We start from the raw sequence: 19,408 nt of genomic DNA on the forward strand, positions 1-19,408 counted from the left end.
TCTGCTGCCTTTCTGCGAGCTGGCGTGAGCGCGCGGTCTACAGTCCGCTGGCGAGAGCGGTCAGTTCGTGGAGGTCGGTGCCGGCGGACGGCCGTTCGGCGACGAGCCGGCCGCGCCGCATCACGAGCACGCGGTCGCAGGCGCTCAGCAGTTCCTCGAACTCCGAGGCGGCGATGAGGACGGCGTGACCACGATCGGCGAGGCGGCGGATCAGCTGGATGATGTCGGCCTTGCCGCCGACGTCGACCCCGGCGGACGGCTCGTCCAGCAGGAACACGCGCGCGGGACCGTAGACCCACTTGGCGAAGACGACCTTCTGGGCGTTGCCGCCGCTGAGCTCGCGGACCGGCGCGTCGACGGACGGCGCCGCGATGCCCAGTTCGGCGACCGCGCGGTCGGCCAGCCTCCTCTCCTCGTCCGGGTCGACCAGGAAGCGGCGCAGGGCGGAGCCGCGCAGGTACGGCAGCGAGATGTTGCGCCAGATCTCCCACTCCGGCAGCAGCCCCAGCCGGGTGCGGTCCTCCGGTACGAGCGCCAGGCCGCGCTTGACCGCATGGCGCGGCGACCCCGGTCGCACCCGCCGGCCCGCCACCTCGACGCTGCCCGTCGCGGCGGGATCGGCGCCGAAGATCGCCTGGAGCAGTTCGGTGCGGCCGCTGCCGAGCAGCCCGGCGAGGCCGACGACCTCACCCGGGCGGACGGCGAGGGTGACCGGGCCGAACCGCTGCGGTGAGGCGAGGCGGTCGACACTGAGCAGCGGCTCGCCGCCCTGCTCCCGTGCCGGGGCCGGCGGCTGCTCCTCCACCTTGCCGAGCCGCTCGCCGACGATGGCGGCGACGAGCCGTTCCTCGGTGGTGTCCGACGTCGGGGCGTCGACGACCACCCGGCCGTCGCGCAGCACCGTCAGGTGGTCGGTGAGGTCGAGGATCTCGTCGAGGAAGTGCGAGACGTACACGAAGGTGGTGCCCTGGTCCCGCAGCCGCCGGACGGTACGGAAGAGCACGTCGCGCTCGGCCGGGGACAGGGCCGCCGTCGGCTCGTCGAGCAGGACCACCGACGGGTCGCGGGCCAGCGCCTGGAGGATGGAGATCATCTGCCGGGCACCCACCGACAGCTCGCCGACCGGCGTGGCCGGATCGAGCGGGTAGCCGATCCGCTCGCACAGCGCGGCCAGTTCGCCCGTCCTGCGGCCGGCGTCCCAGCGCGCCGACTCGCGGCGCCCGAGGAAGACGTTGTCGAGCACGGTCAGCGTGTCCACCAGCGGGGTGTGCTGGTGCACGGCGGCCATGCCGTGGGACAGCGCCTGCGACGGGCTGGACCAGGCCACCGGCTCGCCGCGCCAGCAGACGGTGCCGGCGGTCGCGGTCTGCGCGCCCGAGAGGATCTTGATCAGGGTGGACTTTCCCGCCCCGTTGGCGCCGATCAGGCCGTGCACCGTGCCCGGGCGGATGTCGAGTGACACACCGCGCAGGGCGCGCGTCCCGCTCGGGTACACCATGTGCACGTCCGCGACGGACAGCACCGGCCCTGTGTCGGGGTGCCGGCTCCCCGGTTTCTCCGTGGCCATGGGTCCTACCACTGGGGCGTGCAGTCGGCGGCGTTGGCGGCGGTGATACCGGGCGTGTCGTAGAAGGTGGTCTTCGGCGGGCCGGTCAGCTTGCCGGTCAGCGCGTCGTGCATCATCTGCACCGCCATCGCGCCCTCGTCGTAGGGCTTGTAGCAGACCGTCCCGTACAGGTCGCCCGACTTGATTCCCGCGATGCCGCTCTGCGAGCCGCCGACACCGAGGATCTTGGCGTGCGACCCGGCCGACTTGACCGCCGAGGCGCAGCCGACCGCCATGTCGTCGGAGATGGCGTAGAAGAGGCCGATGCCGGGGTTCGAGGCCAGGATGTTCTGGCAGGCGGACTGGCCGTCCTGCTTGGTCCAGTTGCCCGGCTGGGTGGCGACGATCTGGTACTTGCCGGCGCCGGCGCCGGTCAGCGCCGCCTTGAAGTCGACGACCCGGGTGTTGTTCTCCACGAAGCCCGCGGCCCCGGTGATGACGGCGACCTTGCCGCCGCCCGGAAGGGCCTTGAGCGCCATCTGCCCGGCGGTGCCGCCCGCGGCCTTCTCGTTCTCGTCGAGGACGAACTTCAGCTTCTGGTACGGGTCGTTGACGTCGCGGTCGGCGCCGACATAGCCGTGGACGGTGGCGATGGGGATCCCGGCCGCGTCCGACTGGTCCACCAGCGCCTGTGCGGGGCCGGGCGACAACGGCGACAGCAGGATCGCGTCCACCCGCCGCGCGATCAGGTCCTGCACCTGGCTGGCCTGCTTGGCGGTGTCGCCCTGCGAGTCCAGGTCGACGATCTTCACCCCGAGCTGCGCGGCCTTGGCCTTGGCGCCCTTGGCGATGGCGGCCGGGAAGGTGACGGACTCCTGCTGGTTGGCGAGCCCGATGGTGAAGGTCTTGTCCTTCGCCGCGGCCGCCGGCGTACTCCCACCGGCGTTGCCGGAGCCGGAGCCCGTAGTCTGCACCGTGCAGGCCGCGGTGGCTGCGACGAGCAGCGTCACGGACGCTGCCATGGTTCGGGCTCTACGGGCGTTTCTGCGTACGTTCACTGTGTCTGTCCCGTCTGGGCTTCACACGCGGGCTGGGGTTCCTGACGTGCGGCCCGCCGCTGCCGCGACGCACCGATCGGCACTCTCGTCGATCCGCTAGTCAATCGATTGCCTGAGCGCTTGATCCGACGATAGGAGCCCTTCTAGGCAGGTGCAAGGGGTGTAGAGCACCAAAGATGACACGGCGACGACATCAACTGGTCAAACGGTTGTCTCACGCGGAAGAGGGAACCTGCACCTGACGGGCAGGCACCTCACCACCCCTTGCAGTACGTCGGCGAGGGCCTGGGGCCCTCACGCAACCCTTCCCATAAATGGCACTCAGTGCCACAGTGTGGAGATGAATTCACCCACCACCTCGGGGACCTCACAGGCTTGGGCGGCACTGGGTGCCGATTCTTCGCTGCTCGACCGGGTGTCCTACGGCGGTCCGTCCGGAGGGCTGCCGGCGCGACTGCCCGTCATGGAACTGGCGCGGGCCACCGTCGCGGTGTGCTCGCTCGCGGCCGCCGAACTCACCTCCGCAACCACGGGACGCCCCGTGCCCCGTGTACGGGTCGATGACGAGGCAGTCGCGACGGCATTCCTCAGCGACCGGTTGGTGCGGGCCGAAGGGCGAGCGTGGTCGACCTTCGCGCCGCTGTCCCGGTTCTGGCGGGCGACCGACGGATGGGTTCGTACGCACGCCAACTACCCTCACCACCAGGCCCGATTGCTCGCCGCTCTCGGAGTGCCGGGGAACGCCGACGAGGACACGGTGGATGCGGTGGTGGATGCGGTGGCCCGGACGATCGCGGGGCTTGGCGCGCGAGAAGTGGAGGAGACCGTGTACGCGGCGGGCGGTCTGGCCGTCGCGGCACGCGGCCCCCAGGACTGGGCCAAGAGCGAGCAGGGGGTCCTGGTTGCGGGGCAGCCGCTGCTGACCACGACGCGCATCGATGACGCCCCGGATCGAAGGCCCGGTGGTGCCGCACTACCGTGCGCGGGGCTGCGCGTCCTGGATCTGACCCGAGTACTGGCCGGACCGGTCGCCACCCGAACGCTGGCGCTGCTCGGCGCCGACGTGCTGCGGATCGACGCCCCACAACTGCCAGAAAGTCAGGAGGCCCACAACGACACAGGGATGGGGAAACGCTCGACCACCCTGGACCTGCGACAGACCACCGACCGTCGGCTCTTCGAGGAACTGCTCGATGCGGCAGACGTGGTGGTCACCGGCTACCGGCCGGGCGCGCTGGAACGGTTCGGACTGACGCCCGAGGCGCTCGCCGAGCGCCGACCGGGTCTCGTCATCGCCCAGCTCTCCGCGTGGGGCCGTTACGGACCGTGGGGCGAGCGGCGCGGCTTCGACAGCCTGGTCCAGGTGGCCACCGGCATCGCCGAGCTGGAGGGCTCGCCGGACTCGCCCGGCACTCTGCCCGCCCAGGCACTCGACCACGGCACCGGCTATCTGCTCGCGGCCGGTATCCTGCGCGCGCTCACCGAGCAGCACCGCACGGGCGGCACACGGCTGGTCCGCGTGGCACTGACGCAGACCGCGCACTGGCTGATCCACGACCTGGCACCCGCTCCGGGCGAGGAAGAGGGCTTCGACGCCGAACACTGGCTGACCGAGACCGACAGCCCCATGGGCCGGCTGCGGCACGCGCTGCCGCCGGTGTCGTACGACGGGGGCCCGGTGAACTGGGCACGCCCGCCGGGTCCATGGGGAACGGATGCCCCGGTCTGGAGCGGCGCCTGACGCACACCTTCGGGGCGTGCGCCCGTCACGCCGATGCAGCCGGCGACGTCAGCCTGGAGTTCCTCACCGGAGAACTCAAGGGCTCGCACGCCCCGTCCGGCATCGTGTTCACCGTCTTGCCGCCATGTCCGGCATGGAACGCGAGGACATCCGCAACCGCACCCTCGAAGGCCACGTCCCCTCTTGGGACCAGCCGAAGTCGGTGCGCGCCGGCCAGGCGCGCCGACCAGGTCAGCGCGCATGCACCTGTTATTTTCCGCAGGCTTTGCGATGGACGGACGCTGTTGTCCAGATCAAGGCTGGCCGGGAGGGATCAGGATCCCCTTCTGGCGGCACGAACGACTCGCGCCAGGGCCAACGGCTTCCCCTGATCCTCTCAGCAGGTGACCGTATCCAGTTGCACGGGATGCGGCATGGACGGGCCCAGGGTGACCCGGTAGCAGACGACGGCAGACGCACCCCAGCCGTTGCCCGGCGTCGAGTAGCGCTCGTCCCCCTCAAAGCCGACCACGGTGCTGGTTGCGGCGGGTATCGCGCTCACCATGCCGAGACGTCCGCCGCCCACCGTTGCGGCGAGCGTGCGGAAGTCCGACTCGTCCTTCCTGCCCTGCGCATACGACTCGGCCAGCGCATCTGCGTACCGATGGGCGCGCCGGTCGAGGTCCCTGCGTGCGGAGTGCCGGTGGGAGCTGCTGATGAGACTGCCGACTCCCACCAGGGCCAGGACGATGGCCAGCGGTACCGCGAAAACGGCGGTGACGCAGCCGAGACCACGTTCCAACCGGGACATCGCCCCACCCTCAGCTCTGCTAGCGGTAGTTCGCCCGCGCCAGCGCCCTCGAACGCCAGAGCATATCGGACGGTCCCGGCGCTGTCCGGGTGGTAATTCGCCCCATCGACGCGGGCGTCGGTCACCTCACACGGGAAGCCGCCCGGGCCGGTCTGGGCGGCCCGACCGCGCGAAGACCGCCCAGGCCCCGGAAATGCTCTGGCAGGCGCCGATCCTGCGGGACTGATCCGATGCGGATCGAGCGCTCCGGGGCGCCACGCGGCCGGAACGTGGAGCACGCCGAGGCCCGAGTCCGGCGGCCTGGGTCGTCGTTGGGCCCTGAGCGTTGTCATAGACGACTGACGGAGCCCAGGACAGCAGCCGGGGCCGACGAAAAGGGGGACGCCGAGCCCCGGCTCCCGGACTGCGCCGCTGCCAATCAGTCGTGAGGCCGCAGAACCACGTCCGTGATCACCATCATCAGCGCCTTGACGGCCGCTGCGATCGCCAACCTCGAAGCCAGTTCCTTGGCCCACGTCTTCTTGCCATTGGACACCATCTTCACCTCCCAGAACCCCGGACCATCGACGACGGCTGTCGCCGCGAGATGAGCCACAGGGGAGCGACTCACCTCGGCTGGGAAGGGTGGAACCGGGGCCCGGAACGCCCCCTTTCGCGCCCCGAGCCCCGGCCTTTCCCCTGTTGTCCAAGGTTCAGACAGGTGATGCCACCACTGTACTGAGCGGCTCGTTCAAGTCGCCCCGAACTCACACAAGTTGCTGGGCGCACACAGATGGCGCCTGGCGCGATCTGCCGGGCCAGGACTTCGAGCCCGACGCTCCCGCCGACGTCCTCAACGCCCCGGGCGAGGGCGTCACGGTCAGCATCGACAGCAACGCAACCGCGGCCGTTCTCGTACGGCTGCCCGGTACCGCATGGCTGCTGCGCGCGGATCCCGGCCCGGTCCATCTGCTGGCGGATCATCCTCCACGAGGAGGTCGCCGACCCCGATCTCTCACGTCGCGGATGCGGCGCCCGTGCTCTGCGCCGGCCCGGACGTCAGGGATTTCATCAGTTGACGCATGGTCGGCACGAGAGCCGGCCGCAGGAACTTCGTGTCGGCCACGACCGGCCGCCGGGCGCCGCCACCAGTGGTGGGTGGCTCACCGGAGCCCTGCCATTGGTTGGTGCCGTCGATGCTGAGGGAGAGGACCACACCGCCGTCCAGGACCCGGATGGTCTGCCGAGTGTCGCTGAGCGTGGTGAACGCGAGTTCGCCCAGATGCGCAACGGGCTTGGTGACGCCGACCGCACTGGTCGACGCGTAGGTGCCCAGGCTGGCGAGGGCCAGTGTGTCGTCCTGGAGGCGGCCCGCATCCTGGAACTCGGCTCGGGGATCGGTCTTCTTGTGAAGGTCCACCGTCACTGTCGCCGTGTACTGCGTCGCCCACCCGTCACCGGCCGACTGCGTGCCGAAGAGCGTGCAGGACACGTGGTCAAGGGTCTTGCCTCTGAGTACCGTCCCGGGGCCCGCCTCGAAGTCCTGGAGACCCAGCGCGTCGGTGAAGGGCTGAAGATGCACAGCCGTGCACGTGTCGTCAGGAATGCGGTAATTGTGCAAGCTCGGGTCGTGGGCGTGACCAGTGGCGGTGAACACCCAGCCCCAGACCACCGAGGTCGCCACGACCGCCGCCGCCACCGCCAGAAGCATCCGCGAACGCACCCGCCGTGCGATGCCCGGATCGGCCAAGGGCCGGCTGCCGCCCTGCAGTTCATCTCGTTCCGGCCCCGCTCCCCCGCCGTCGCCCAGTTCCGGCTCGGTGATCATCCGCGGTCCTCCCCCTGCTCCTTGTGCCGATTCACTGGTCTCCCCCGGCAGTAGCTTCATCCCACCAGCGGGCGAGCTTGTCCATCTTCCACTCCCGCCGTGCTGGACCACTCCACCGCGTCCTCACGCTGCTTCTGACCTTGGAGGTCGTGGGCTTTCAGCTCCCGGCACCGAGGCCATGCGCCGGGGCTGGCTCTGAAAGGACGCGGGCGGCCCGGCTCGATGGCCGGGCCGCCCGCGCCTCTGCGGCAAGTCCCCTTCTAGCAGGCGTGATCAGGGTGCAGGGTGAAGTCGAGGACGGTGGTCTGTCCTCGCTTGACCTTGGCCGAGGCCGGATGCGGTGCCCAGCCGTCCTTCGCGGCGGTGACGGTGAGCGGGCTGTTCGCGCTGTCGAGCCACAGCTCGTACCTGCCGTTGGCGTCGGTCCGCAGGGTGAAGCTCTGGGCGGAGCCGTCGAGTTGCACGGTCGCGGCCCTGAGCGGCGCCGGATCGGCGGAGCAGAGCGCTCCGGTGACCGTTCCGGTGATCTTGCCCCAGGACTTGGGCGGCTGGACGGTCATCGCCACGGTGATCGGGGCGACCTGGTAGGGCGTGCTCTGCCGGACCGACAGCGCGGCGGCATAGGTGCCGGGCTGGTTGATCTCCGCGCCCGAGGCGTCCAGGGTGACCTTCACGGTCGTGGACTGCCCGGGCGCCAGCGTGATCGCCGTGGGGTCGGCGGACAGCCAGCCCACGTCGGTGGCACCGGTGCAGTCGCCGTACCCGGGCAGCATCTCGGCGTTGCTGCTCGGGGTGTAGTTGCCGGCGGAACCACCGACCTTGTAGAAGCCGCAGGCGCTACCGGCCCGGTACAGGGCGGCGTTGGAGTTGGGCAGTGCCGTCCAGGTGTTCGTCAGCGGGTCGTAGGAGGTGCCCTTGTTGGTGAGCAGGGTGTTCTGACCGGTCACACCGGCGGACAGCAGCAGCTTGCCGCCCGCGCCGGCCGCGCCCATGCCCCACAGGTCGAAGGGCATGTCCGGCAGCCGCGTCCAGGTGTCGGTCGCGGGGTCGTAGCCGTAGGCGTGGGCGGAGGCGGTGGTGCCGCTGGTGCCGCCCGCGCAGTACAGGGTGCTGCCGATGCCGCCGCAGCCCAGCCACGCGGTGGCTTCCGGGTAGTCGGCCGCGGCGTTCCAGGTGTCGGTCGCCGGGTTGTAGACCTGGACCGCGGTCGCGCCGCAGGCCGAGGCGCAGCCGCCGACGACGTACCACTTGCCGCCGACGACCGCGGAGCCGGCGCCCGCGAAGCCGCGCGGGATGCTCGCGACGGTCGCCCAGGTGTTGGACGCGGGGTCGTACGCCTGGGTGGTCTGCCCGGTCACGCCGGTGTCCGACCAGCCCCCGGTGACGTACAGCTTGCCGTTCATGAAGGCGGCCTGGGGCGCCTCACGCGGCACCCCAGGGTCGGCGACGGCCGACCAGGTGGTCGCCTCCGGGTCGTACACCTTGACCGCGGAGAGGATCGCGGTCCCGCTCAGCCCGCCGACGCTGTAGACCCTGCCGTCGGGCGCGGTGGCCGCGGCGTTGTCCATGACCGCGGTCGGCAGGTTCGCCAGCGTGGTCCACGGAGCCGCGGCCGGGCCGGCCTCGGCGGTGGAGGCGGTGGTGCCGCGGGCCGGGTCGATGAACCCGGGGGTGTAGGTGCCCCGGATCTCCTGGTCCGGGGCGCCGGTCGACCGGCTCTGCAGGGTGAACCCGCGGTCCTGCTCGTCGAGGTTGACCACGGCGTCCGCGGTGCCGGTGTTGGTGACCGTGACGGTGGCCGAGCCGCTGCCCTGCCAGCTCAGCGTCTTGGCGACCGAGGACGAACTGACCGCCAGCCGACCGGCGTTCAGGGCGATGTCCGCGGTGTTGGCGCGGTCGGCGGTGAGGGTGACCGACGAGGTGGCCGCCGAGTAGCGGCCGGCGGACACCGCCAGGGGGTGCGTGCCGGTGAGGGTGGAGAAGAACCAGTAGAAGCCGTCGCCGAGCGCCGGGTCGTCCGGGGTCGGCGCGGAGGTGGCGGACTCGGTCGGCTTGTCGGTGGAGATCACGCCGGCGCCGGCCACGCCTTCGCCGGTGTTCTTGTCGGTCACCTGGCCGACGACCAGGTCACCGGCGACGAGGTCGCAGGTCTGGCCGCCGATGAAGACGTTGTCGACCTCCCAGTAGTAGGAGTAGGCGCCGAGGTAGCGGAACCGCACCCGGACGTCGCTGTGGCCCGCCGCCTGCGGCAGGTCGAAGCGCGCGACGTGGCCGCGGTTGGCGGTGTTGGTCCAGTGGCCGACGTTCGCCCACGTGCCGCCGCCGTCCAGGCTCAGGTCCACGTCGGCGCTGCTGTTGCTGTACCCCTCGTACCAGGTGGCGAACGAGACGTAGGGGTGCGTCTGCGCGCTCATGTCGTAGACCGGGCTGACCAGCGAGGTGTCCTGCTTCCCGCCGGTCCCGTAGTTCCTGCTGTCCACCATCGCCAACGGACCCGATCCGGTGGTCGAGTTGCCGCGGGTGGAGTCGAAGCGCCAGGTCTGGCCGGTACCCGCGCCGTCGGTGACGGTCCAGCCGTCGGGCGGTGTCGTGCCGGACGCGGTGGTGAAGTCCTGGCTGTCGCCGTGCGTCTGGAGGGAGTAGCCGGCCGCGGTGCATCCCTCGTCGACCGGGACGGCGATGTCCTGGGTGAGGTCACTGCCGCCGACCGTGACGCTGCTCTGCGGCTGGGAGTAGCCGGCGTAGGCCGCGGCGGTCTGCAGGGTGTAGCTGCCGTCCACCGGAACGCTCAGCGTGTAGTGCCCGGTGGCCGGGTCGGTGTGGACGGCGCTGGTCGGCTCGCCCTTGACCTGGACGGTGGCGTAGAGCGGCCAGCCGTGGCCGGAGGCGTCCGTGACGGTTCCGCTGATCTTCACGTGCGCCTTGGCGGTGAGGGCCGCGTCCTCGGTGAGGGTCTGCCCGTCGGCCAGCGCGACGCCGGTGAACGTCCTCGTCGCGTACCCGAACTTGGCGACCGCGATGTCGTACGTGCCGGGGTCGAGGCTCAGCGCGTAGCTGCCGTCGGCGGCGCTGGTCGCCCGGGTGCTCCCGGCGGTGACCACTGCGCCGGCGATCGGCGCGCCCGTGGCGGTGTCGGTGACCTTCCCCTGGACGACGCCGTGCGGGCCGCTGGTGAACGCCGCGACGCCGTTGGGCGTCCCGAGGCCGGTGGGGCCGTCGTAGCGGGTGGTGCCGGTGCACAGGTAGCTGCCGCCGCACGATCCGTTGGAGCCCGACGTGACGTCGTTGAGCGCCTGCGGACGCGCGTACGGGAACGTCATCGGGTACGAGCCGGCCGGTGCCGCGCCGGCCAGCGCGTAGACCGCGGCGATGACCGGCGAGGAGACGCTGGTGCCGCCGAACACGTGCCAGGCCGAGGCGGAGTAGACGGCGACACCGGTGTTCGGGTCGGCGACCGCGGACACGTCCGCCACGGTGCGCGCGGCGCAGCCGCTGTCGGTCTGCACCGCCGGCTTCGCGCCGTAGAGCGAGCAGCCGCTGCCGGCGCCGCTCCACGCGGACTCCGACCAGCCGCGGCTGGAGGAGTCGTCGCGGACCAGCGAGGTGCCGCCGACCGCCGTCACCAGGGGCGAGGCCGCGGGGTAGCTCACCCCGTAGCCGTTGTCACCGGAACTGGCGGTGATCACGACGCCCGGGTGGTTGTAGTACGAGGAGTCCGCCTGCGGGTCGGAGGGGTCCTCGGCCCCGCCGTAGCTGTTGGAGACGTATCCGGCGCCCTTGGCGACGGCCGTGTTCACCGCGGTGCCGAGGTTGGCCATCGAGGCGCTGTCCGCCTCCACCAGCATGATCTTGCAGTTGGGGCAGACCGCGCTGACCATCTGGATGTCGAGGGCGATCTCCCCGGCCCAGCCCGAGTTGGCGGCCGGGTAGGAGGTGCCGCCGCGCTGGTCGAACTTACTGAAGCAGCCGTTGGCGGTGGTGCACGCCGCCAGCCCGTACTGCTGCCGGTACGCGGCGAGTTCGGACTCCGCGTTGGGGTCGTCGTAGGCGTCGACGATCGCGACCGTCTGCCCGGCGCCGGCCGTGGACGACGGCAGGTTGTAGGCGGCCTGGAGGTCCGCCGGGCCGAACCCGGACGGCGCGGCGTCGGCGTTGGCCTTGAGCTGGGATGCGGTCTGCTTGACGTCGTCCCGCTCCACCGCCGAACACGCGGCCTGCGACGGGTTCTTGGAGTGCGCGCAGAGGCGGTGCGAGGGGTGTGCGGTGGTCTTCACCGCCGCTGACTGCTTGCTCGCGGCGGCGGGCTGCTGCTGCCCGGCCGCCGCTCCCTGCGCGGCCTGCGCCGGGAGCTGGACGGTCAGGGCGAGCGTCGCGGCGGTCGCCGCGACCCCCAGCAGCCGCCTGAGTTTCTTCCGTGAACGGTCATCGTGTGTCGCCAAGACGTTCTCTCCTGAGAGTGAGGTGCTGACGGGATGGACCCCTGGTCCTGCGAGCCGCGGTGGGCGTCGCAGGACCAGGGGGAACACGGGGCGCCGGCCGCTGCCGGGAGCTGCCGGCCGCCGGGGAGCGGCAGCGGGGTCAGCCGCCTTGACGGGTCACTGCGGCGATCCGACGCCGAAGGCCCGGGTGATGGTCTGGGTCAGCGAACTGCCGTCGCTCGCCGTGACCTTGGCGCGGAGCGTCGCGAAGGACGCGCCGGCCGGGGCGGTCAGGTCGGCGTGCGGCGCCGACTGCCCGTGGGCGGGGTGGACCGTGACGGGCTGCCAGGTGGCGCCGTCGTCCCAGCTCACCTCCATGCTCGGATCGCCGACGGTGGCCGCGGCGGCGCCGGCCACCCGCTGGACCGCGACGTCCACCCGGGTGGTGGTGCCGGGCGCGGCGCGGCCCCGGTCATCCAGCCCGTAGGGGGTGAAGCGGACGGCCATCAGCGGCAGGAGGGTGCCCGAGCCGTCGTCCGTCGCGGAGTCGAAGTCCCACACGGTCTGCACCCGGGTGGACAGGGCGGCATAGGACTGGGCGCGGGTGACGTCCGCGCTGAGGGTGTAGTGGCCGCCCCCCGCCGGGACGGGGATGTTCCGGCCGGAGCCGACGGCGTTCCACGTGCTGACCTGGCGGCCGTCCTCGGTGAGGGTGAGGGTGCCGGTCGCCCCGGAGTCGGTGCCGCCGCGGGTGCCGTCGCCGTCGGCGAACCACGGGGTCGCCGTCCAGACCATGGCGTCGTTGAGACGGTAGAAGGGCGCCGCGGGCAGCGCGGGGCCGAGGATCGGCGCGGCGAAGTCCAAGCTGTGCAGGGCGTGTTGGCCGAAGGTCTGGGACGGGGTGGCCAGGGTCTGGCGGCCGGCGACGTTGGCGCGGTCCAGCCACTGCCCCTCGGTGCGGTAGTCGTGCACGGCCGACGGGTAGGCGACCGGCTGGTCGATGTTGAGCGGCAGCAGGACGTCGTCGTCCGGGGCGGCCGAGGCGGTGCCGGCCGCCGCGACGCCCTGGGCGTGGAAGTGGACGCGGACGTCGGTCAGGTCGCCCCGGTGCACCGAGAACGCGGGGTCGGCGGGCACGCCGCCGGTCCACGTGCGGGTCACGTGGTAGAAGAACGGGCTCGGGGCCGCCGAGGAGGCGCCCTTCGCCGCGAAGACGGCGTACGTGCGGTACTTCGCCGTCGCCTCGTCGAACGGCGTGGCGTACAGCGACTGTCCCGCGGAGGCTCCGGTGGTCACCACGCTCATCGTGTACGACCCGGAGCCCGCGGGCAGTGCCAGCGCGGCCTGCACGGCGGTGGCTTGGGCCTGGTCGTCGTGGACGTCGACGCGGACCGGCGCGGCGGTGCGGGCGTCGAGCGTCACGTCGGTGTCGGTGACCGGTGTCACCGACGCGACGGCCAGGGTGGTGGTCCGGTCCGTGCCGGATCCGCTGGTGATGGTCATGCCGGCCCAGTACTGGGCCTCGGGCACCGTCGCCGTGCCGGTGCCGGCGGTGATCCGGACCGGGTAGCGGTCGCCGGTCCAGCGGTTGACGAGCATGACGCTGCCGGTGGCCGGGCTGCCGTCCCGCTGCACCGCCTTGACCGTCAACTGGTGGGTGGGAACGGCGCTGTTGACGCCGAGGATGGTGCGGGTGACCGGTGTGCCGCCGTGGGAGGCGGTGAGGACCGCGGACCACGGGCCGTGCGGCAGCAGGGCGGCGCGCGTCGTGACCGTCGCTGTGGCGGTGCCGTGCGCGGGCACGGTGACGCTGTCGCGGTCGACGGAGAACTGCGCGGCGTTCCCCGGTTGCGCGGTGGGCGACAGGGGGTTCTCGATCGCCAGGTCGAGCGTCGTGGCGCTGTCACCGGTGTTGGTGAAGGTGACGGTGTGCTCGGTGTCCTTGCCCGCGCCCTGGGACCAGTCCTGCGTCGTCGTCAGGTTCGCGGGGGTGGCCAGGACGGTCTGCTCGACGGCGCGGCCGGCGTCCACCCGCCCGGTGCCCTGCTGGTAGGCGGAGAGCTTGGCGGTGGGCTTGGCGCTGTTCATCAGCGCGGTCTTGATCTGCTCGCCGGTCCAGTCGGGGTGCGCCTGGGCGACGAGCGCGGCGGAGCCGGCGACGTGCGGAGTGGCCATCGACGTACCGGACTTGGAGGTGTGCCCGCCGCCCAGCTTGGCCGCGACGATGTTCACGCCGGGCGCGGTGATGTCAGGCTTGACGGCGTTGTCGCTCGGGCGCGGGCCGCGGCTGGAGAACACGGCGAGCTGGTCGGCGGAGTCCACGGCACCGACCGCCAGCGCGGAGTTCGCGATGGCGGGCGCGCCGACGGAGCCGGGGCCGTTCTCGCCGTCGTTGCCCGCGGCGACCACGAACAGGGTGCCGTCCTTCGCCGACAGGTCGTTGATCACCGCGATGGCCGGGTCGGTCTCGTCGGCGGGGCCGCCCAGGCTCAGGTTGACGACCTTGGCGTGCACGGTGTTGACCGCCCAGTCGATGCCGGCCAGCAGGGCCGAGGTCGGGCAGGTGCCGGTGCTGTCGCAGACCTTGCCGACGGCCAGGGAGGCGTCGGGCGCGACCCCGCGGTAGGTGGTGTCGACGCTGGCGATGGTGGCGGCGACATGGGTGCCGTGCCCGTAGTCGTCCTGCGCGCTGGTGCCGCCGAGGAAGTTGGCGGAGGTGGCGACCCGGCCGGCCAGGTCCGGGTGGCTGAAGTCCACGCCGGTGTCGAGGACGGCGACCGTCACGCCCTTGCCGGTGTAGCCGTCCGCCCACGCCTGGGGCGCGTTGATCTGCGGGACGCTCTTGTCCAGTGCGACGTGCATCCGCCCGTCGAGCCACACCTTGGTGGCACCGCCCGCCAGCGAACGGCCACCGGCGGTCAGGTGCTGCCACGTGGTGACGGCGTCGGCGCGGCCACCGGGTTCCAGCGGCGTCAGCCCGAGGCGGGATATCGACCGGCGCGGGTGGGCCGCGCTGCCGGCCGCGGTGCGCGCCCGCCCGGCGGCGGCGGTGCCCTTGGGGTGCTGCACGATCATGTCGACCGCGCCGCTGGCGCTGGTGCCCTTCGTGCCGTAGCCGGCGTCCAGCAGCGCCCGCACGTCGAACAGCCGGGGGTCGATCCGCCCGGCTGCGAGCAGCGGTTCGGCGTCCGCGGGGACGACCTGCACGTCTCCGGCGCCGAGCGTCGTGGTGGTGAAGGTGAGGTTCTCCCGGCCGGGTGCGGGGGTGACGGTCGCCGAACGCAGGGCGCCGCCGGAGCGTTCGACGGTCACGGTGTCGCCGGTGGGCAGCGGAACGGTGACGGCGGCCGGTGTGCCGGCGGCCGCCGGACCGGACGGCGGTGCCGGGGCCGGCGTCGCCGCGTGGGCGGCGGTGGCCGGAAGGAGAGCGGCCATCGCCACGGCGGTGGCGGTGGCCGCGAAGGATCTCAGACGCACGGAAGGGCTCCTGGGGGTCGGAAGGTGGTGATGCGCCGATGCTGGCAGCGGTGCGGGCGCTGACAGGGGTGTGGACATGGCGACTTGACGACACGACGCGAAATCGACAGGCCGGGCCCCCGGACGGCGGGTCCGGCCGGTTCCGCGGTGGTGGGAAGGCGTGGGCGGCGGGCCCCCGTCACCGGCCGGCCCCGAGAGGACCGGCCGGTGACGGCGAGCGGGGTCAGAGCGTGTCGAGGGTGAAGTCGACGGTGCTGACCTGGCCCTGCTTGATCTTGACGATCTGGAACTGCGGCTTGTAGCCGTCCTTGGTGACCTGCACCGCGAGCGAGTTGAGGCTCTTGTCGAGCCACAGCTGGTAGTGGCCGGCGGCGTCGGTCCGCAGCGTGTAGCTGACCGCGCCGCAGCCGCTCTTCTGCGTCCACTGGCCGCAGATCTGGACGACCGTTCCGCCCACCGGCGCGCCGCCGGAATCAGCGACGGTGCCGGTGATCTTGCCCCAGGAGGCGGGCGGGTCGACGTGCATCGTCACGGCCACGCCGTCGGTGGCGTAGGGCGTGTCGGTGCCGACGTCGAGGGAGGCGGCGAAGTCACCGGGCTGCGTGATACCGGTGGCGTCGGCGGTGACCCGCACGGTGACCGACTGGCCCGGAGCCAGGTCGAACCCGGTGGTGTCCTCGGTCAGCCAGGGGACGTCGCCGCCGCACTGGTCGTAGCCCGGCAGCGCCTCGCCGTAAGGCACCGGCTTGAACCCGCCGGGGGTGCCGCCGATCTTGTAGACGCCGCAGGCCGCGCCGCCGCGGTAGAGCGTGTTGTTGGAGTTCGGCAGCGCCGTCCACTTGTCGGCCGCGGGGTCGTAGGTGAAGCCCTGGTTGGTCACCGACTTGCCGCTGTTGATGGAGCCGCCCATGACCTGGAGCCGGCCGTTCGCGGTGGCCGAGTCCGCGCCCCAGGCGTCCACCGGCAGGGCCGCCTGCGGCGTCCAAGCGGTGGCGCCGGGCACCAGCGCGTAGGTGGCGGTCGTCGGCTTGTTGGCGTCGGCGTTGACGCCGCCGGCGCAGACCACCTCGCCGCCGACACCGCCGCAGGCGGTGAAGGCCACCGGGCTCGGGTACGCGGGTTCCGCGGTCCAGGCGTCCGCCGCCGGGTCGTAGCTGTAGGCCGCCTTCGAGGTCGGCGTGCAACTGCCGGTAGTGCAGCCCCCGATGACGTACAGCTTGCCTTCGAGGACGGCGGTACCGGCCACGGCGAGCCCGACCGGCAGGTCGGCCACGCGGGTCCAGGTGTTGTCCGCCGGGTGGTAGGCGTAGGTGTGCTTGCTGGTGCCGCCGGAGGCGTTCCAACCGCCGGTCAGGTACAGCGTGTTGCCGACGAACCCGGCCGAGGCTCCGTTGAGTGCCTCCGGCAGGCTGGCGATCGACGACCACGCTCCGCCGGCGGTGTCGTAGACGCTGGCGGTGGCGTACGACGCCGAGCCGCTGCTGCCGCCGAGCACGTAGACCTTGCCGGCGTGTGAGGCGACGGCGTTGTCCATCACCGGGCTCGTGTAGTCGGCGATCGGCGTCCACGGGGCCGAGGCGGGCTGCTGCTGGTCGCTCGGCGCCGCCTTCCCGGCCGCGGCCGCGGCGGCCGGCGTCACGGAGTCGGTGAAGCTCGTGTCGGCCGGCTGCACCATCGTCGGGGCGCCGGTGGCGGGCTTGTCCATCGGGGTGTTGCCGGCCGCGGACTCCTCCAGCTTGACGTGGACCGGCTCGGTGCCGTCGTTGCCGAAGGTCACCGTCCCGGACAGCGACGTCGCCGGCTTGGTCTGCCCCATCTGCCCGCTCAGCCGGATCGAGGAGGTGTCCATCGTCAGGTGCCCGGCGCCCAGGTCGAAGTCGTGCTTCGTCACGGCGTCGGCGGCGACGTCGAGGGTGGCCTTGCCCGGCGTGTAGCGGCCGTCGGTGGCGGTGAAGCCGGCGCTGCCGGTGCGGGTGGTGAAGAGCGAGTAGTAGCCGTCGGGCAGGTTCGGGTCGTCCGCGGTCGCCATGGTGACGCCGAACCCGGCCGGGTCGGAGTCGCTCGTGACGGTGGCTCCGACGAGCGGGTCGCCTGTGTTGTGGTCGCGTACGACTCCGGCGACCAGGGCGCCGGGGGTGGGCGTGCAGGACCGGCCGCGGCCGATGACCACGTTGTCCAGCTCCCACCAGGCGCCGGCGTAACCGGTGAAGTGGAACCGCACCTGCACCTGCGGCTGGCCGGCGGCACCCGGGATCGGGAGGTCGACGTGCCCGCGGACGCTGGTGATGCTCGTCTTCTTCCAGACGTTCGTCCAGGTCTGGCCGCCGTCGATGCTGTAGTCGACCATGCCGGTCTGGCCGCCGACCCCGTTGTAGTCGGTGTCGAAGCCGACGCTCGGGGCGTCCACCGCGCTGAGGTCGATCACCGGCGAGACCAGGCTGGTGTCCTGCCCGGCACCCGCGGCGTAGTAGTCCGAGTCGACGATCGCGAAGTTGCCGCTGCCGCCGGTGTGGTTGTTGGCCTTCCCGGGGTCGCTGAACGCCCAGGTCTGGCCGTTGTTCTTGGCGTCGGTGACGGTCCAGCCGTCCTGCGGGGACTTGCCCGTCCAGCCCTCGAAGTCGGTGCCGGTGCCGTCGTAGGTCCAGCCGTAGCCGGTGGCGAAGCAGAGGCTCTTGTCGATGCCGAGGCCGATGTCGGCGGTGGCCGCGCCGCTGCCGCCAGTCAGGTCGACCGGGGTGTCGGAGGCGGCGTAGCCGGACAGGTCGGCCGCGGTCGCGTGCAGCGTGTAGGCCGTGCCGGCCGGCAGCGGGAGCGAGTAGTGGCCGGTGTACGGGTCGGAGTAGACCGCCTCGTCCGGGTGGCCGGCGACGGTGATCCGGGCGCGCATCGGCCAGCCGTGGCCGGAGGCGTCGGAGACGGTGCCGGACACCGTCCGCGTGGCGAGCTTGGTCAGCGCGAAGTCGCCGGTCACCTGCTTGTCGACGGTGACCTGGACGCCGTCGGTGGTCTTCGGCTCGTAGCCGAACATCGAGGCGGTCACCGCGTAGCCGCCCGCCGGGGCGTGCAGGTCGTAGTGCCCGTCGTCGCCGGTGGTCGCGGTGAAGGCGGTGCCGCCCGGGGTGTCCGAGGCGGTGGCGCTGAGCGCGACGCCGGACACCGGCTTGCCGGTGGCGGCGTCGGTGACGGTGCCGACGATCTCGCCGGTCGCGCCCTGGGTCAGCCCGGCGACGCCGTACGGCGTGCCCAGGCCGGTCGGTCCGTCCCAACCCGGCCCCGCCTGGCAGAGCTTGGTGCCGCACGGCCCGTTCGCGCCGGCGGTGACATCGGTGAACTGCGAGGTCGCCGTGTAGGGGTACGACGCCGGGTAGGTGCCCGGGGTCGGCTTGCCGGCGAGCGCGTACATGCCCGCGACCAGCGGCGCGGCCAGCGAGGTCCCGCCGTACTGCGACCAGCCGCCGGCGCCGGGCGTGTTGTAGACACCGAGGCCGGTGGCCGGGTCGGCGTCGGCGGAGATGTCCGCGGTCGCCTTGCGCGCGCCGCACGAGGTGTCGACGTCCTGCTGCCACAGCGGCGCCGGCTCGTAGAGCGAGCAGCCAGAGCCGCCGCCGGCGCCGCCGCGCACCGTGCCCCACGCCGACTCGGTCCAACCGCGGTCCGTGCTGCTGTCCTTGGTCAGGTTGGTGCCGCCGACCGCGGTCACGTTCGGGTTGGTGGCCGGCCAGGACTGGACGTTGCCGGTGTCGCCCGCGGAGACGGTGACCGCGATGCCCGGGTGGTCGTAGTAGCGGTCGTAGGAGCCGACGCCCGGGTCCTCGCCGTCGAGGCCGTAGGAGTTGGATATCGCCACCACGCCGGGCCGCGCCGCGGCGGTGTCGACCGCGGCGCCGAGATCGTCGAGGCCCGCCGTGTCGCCCTGCACGAGCAGGATGTTGCACTTGGGGCACACGCTCGACACGGCGTCCAGGTCCAGCGCCGTCTCCACACTCCAACCGCTGTCGTCCGGCGGGTAGTTGGTGCCGCCGCGCTGGTCGATCTTGGTGAAGCAGCCGTTGGCGGTGGTGCAGGCGCGCAGGCCGTAGTAGCTGCGGTAGACCGCCAGGTCCGCCTCGGCGCTGGAGTAGCCGTAGGCGTCGACGATCGCGACCGTCATGCCGTCACCGCCGTCGGGCAGGTGGTACGCCTGCTGGAGTGCGGCCGGGCTCATCGCCGTGATCGGCGGCGCCGGGACCGCCGGCGCGGCCTGCCCGGCCGCGGTGGCCAGACCGACGGCGAAGCAGTGGGCGACCGGCACCTCGGCGCTCCGCTGCGCGGCGGTGAGCGAGGCGCACGCCGCAGGCTTGTACTGAGGGTCGGTCACCGGCGCCGGATCCGCCGAAGTCGATCCGCCCGGATCCGTCCCGCCGGGCGCGGCGATGCTCGGCACGGCGGTGCCGAGCCCCAGCCCGGCCACCACCAATCCGATCACCACCACCCCGGTCAACCACTGCCACGCCCGACGCGCCACGACCGCACCCTCCTCGTAAAGATCGACGGCGAGACGCTTCCACGACCTGACGTGCCCAACAAGAGGA

Annotated in this window: 9 protein-coding genes; 1 reads left to right on the forward strand and 8 read right to left on the reverse strand. The window is 72.3% G+C overall.

All coding sequences use genetic code 11. The features are described from left to right. Positions 1 to 37: 37 nt before the first annotated feature. Together ACH4TG_RS16950 and ACH4TG_RS16955 are read right to left on the reverse strand one after the other, a co-directional pair. Positions 38 to 1,567 carry a sugar ABC transporter ATP-binding protein gene (locus ACH4TG_RS16950; RefSeq protein WP_398243083.1) on the reverse strand — a complete coding sequence of 510 codons (1,530 nt, stop codon included), beginning with the start codon at positions 1,565 to 1,567 and terminating at the stop codon, positions 38 to 40. Between the two features lie 5 nt (positions 1,568 to 1,572). Next, a complete protein-coding gene (locus ACH4TG_RS16955) occupies positions 1,573 to 2,568 on the reverse strand; it encodes a sugar ABC transporter substrate-binding protein (protein ID WP_398243084.1) in 996 nt (331 codons plus the stop codon). A 376-nt stretch (positions 2,569 to 2,944) separates the two neighbouring features. Here ACH4TG_RS16955 and ACH4TG_RS16960 point away from each other — a divergent pair, with 376 nt between their 5' ends. Continuing rightward, positions 2,945 to 4,345, forward strand: a complete 1,401-nt coding sequence (locus tag ACH4TG_RS16960) for a CoA transferase (RefSeq protein WP_398243085.1) — start codon at positions 2,945 to 2,947, stop codon at positions 4,343 to 4,345. Between the two features lie 376 nt (positions 4,346 to 4,721). Here the strand turns inward: ACH4TG_RS16960 and ACH4TG_RS16965 are convergent, their stop codons facing one another. The 6 genes from ACH4TG_RS16965 to ACH4TG_RS16990 form a co-directional block, all read right to left on the reverse strand. Beyond that, positions 4,722 to 5,135: a hypothetical protein gene (locus ACH4TG_RS16965; protein ID WP_398243086.1), complete on the reverse strand. Its 414-nt coding sequence runs from the start codon at positions 5,133 to 5,135 to the stop codon at positions 4,722 to 4,724. A 418-nt stretch (positions 5,136 to 5,553) separates the two neighbouring features. Next, positions 5,554 to 5,730 (reverse strand): hypothetical protein, encoded by a 177-nt coding sequence (locus ACH4TG_RS16970; protein WP_398243087.1) that lies wholly within the window; start codon positions 5,728 to 5,730, stop codon positions 5,554 to 5,556. A 399-nt stretch (positions 5,731 to 6,129) separates the two neighbouring features. Then, on the reverse strand, positions 6,130 to 6,942 hold the full coding sequence (locus ACH4TG_RS16975; RefSeq protein ID WP_398243088.1) for a hypothetical protein: 813 nt from the start codon (positions 6,940 to 6,942) through the stop codon (positions 6,130 to 6,132). A 260-nt stretch (positions 6,943 to 7,202) separates the two neighbouring features. Then, positions 7,203 to 11,381 (reverse strand): carboxypeptidase regulatory-like domain-containing protein, encoded by a 4,179-nt coding sequence (locus ACH4TG_RS16980; RefSeq protein WP_398243089.1) that lies wholly within the window; start codon positions 11,379 to 11,381, stop codon positions 7,203 to 7,205. Positions 11,382 to 11,537: 156 nt separating this feature from the next. Further along, the gene (locus ACH4TG_RS16985) at positions 11,538 to 14,837 is read right to left on the reverse strand and encodes a S8 family peptidase (protein ID WP_398243091.1); all 3,300 of its coding nucleotides are present in this window, start codon (positions 14,835 to 14,837) and stop codon (positions 11,538 to 11,540) included. A gap of 223 nt (positions 14,838 to 15,060) precedes the next feature. Continuing rightward, positions 15,061 to 19,341: a carboxypeptidase regulatory-like domain-containing protein gene (locus ACH4TG_RS16990; RefSeq protein ID WP_398243092.1), complete on the reverse strand. Its 4,281-nt coding sequence runs from the start codon at positions 19,339 to 19,341 to the stop codon at positions 15,061 to 15,063. Positions 19,342 to 19,408: the final 67 nt, after the last annotated feature.

The sequence above is a fragment of the Streptomyces sp. NPDC020917 genome, from assembly GCF_044333795.1.
Lineage (GTDB): Bacteria > Actinomycetota > Actinomycetes > Streptomycetales > Streptomycetaceae > Actinacidiphila.

Excerpts from the sequence above, each read along its gene's own strand:
- ACH4TG_RS16950 (WP_398243083.1), bottom strand. The coding sequence starts at position 1,567 with ATGGCCACGGAGAAACCGGGGAGCCGGCACCCCGACACAGGGCCGGTG.
- ACH4TG_RS16955 (WP_398243084.1), bottom strand. The coding sequence starts at position 2,568 with ATGGCAGCGTCCGTGACGCTGCTCGTCGCAGCCACCGCGGCCTGCACG.
- ACH4TG_RS16960 (WP_398243085.1), top strand. The coding sequence starts at position 2,945 with ATGAATTCACCCACCACCTCGGGGACCTCACAGGCTTGGGCGGCACTG.
- ACH4TG_RS16965 (WP_398243086.1), bottom strand. The coding sequence starts at position 5,135 with ATGTCCCGGTTGGAACGTGGTCTCGGCTGCGTCACCGCCGTTTTCGCG.
- ACH4TG_RS16975 (WP_398243088.1), bottom strand. The coding sequence starts at position 6,942 with ATGATCACCGAGCCGGAACTGGGCGACGGCGGGGGAGCGGGGCCGGAA.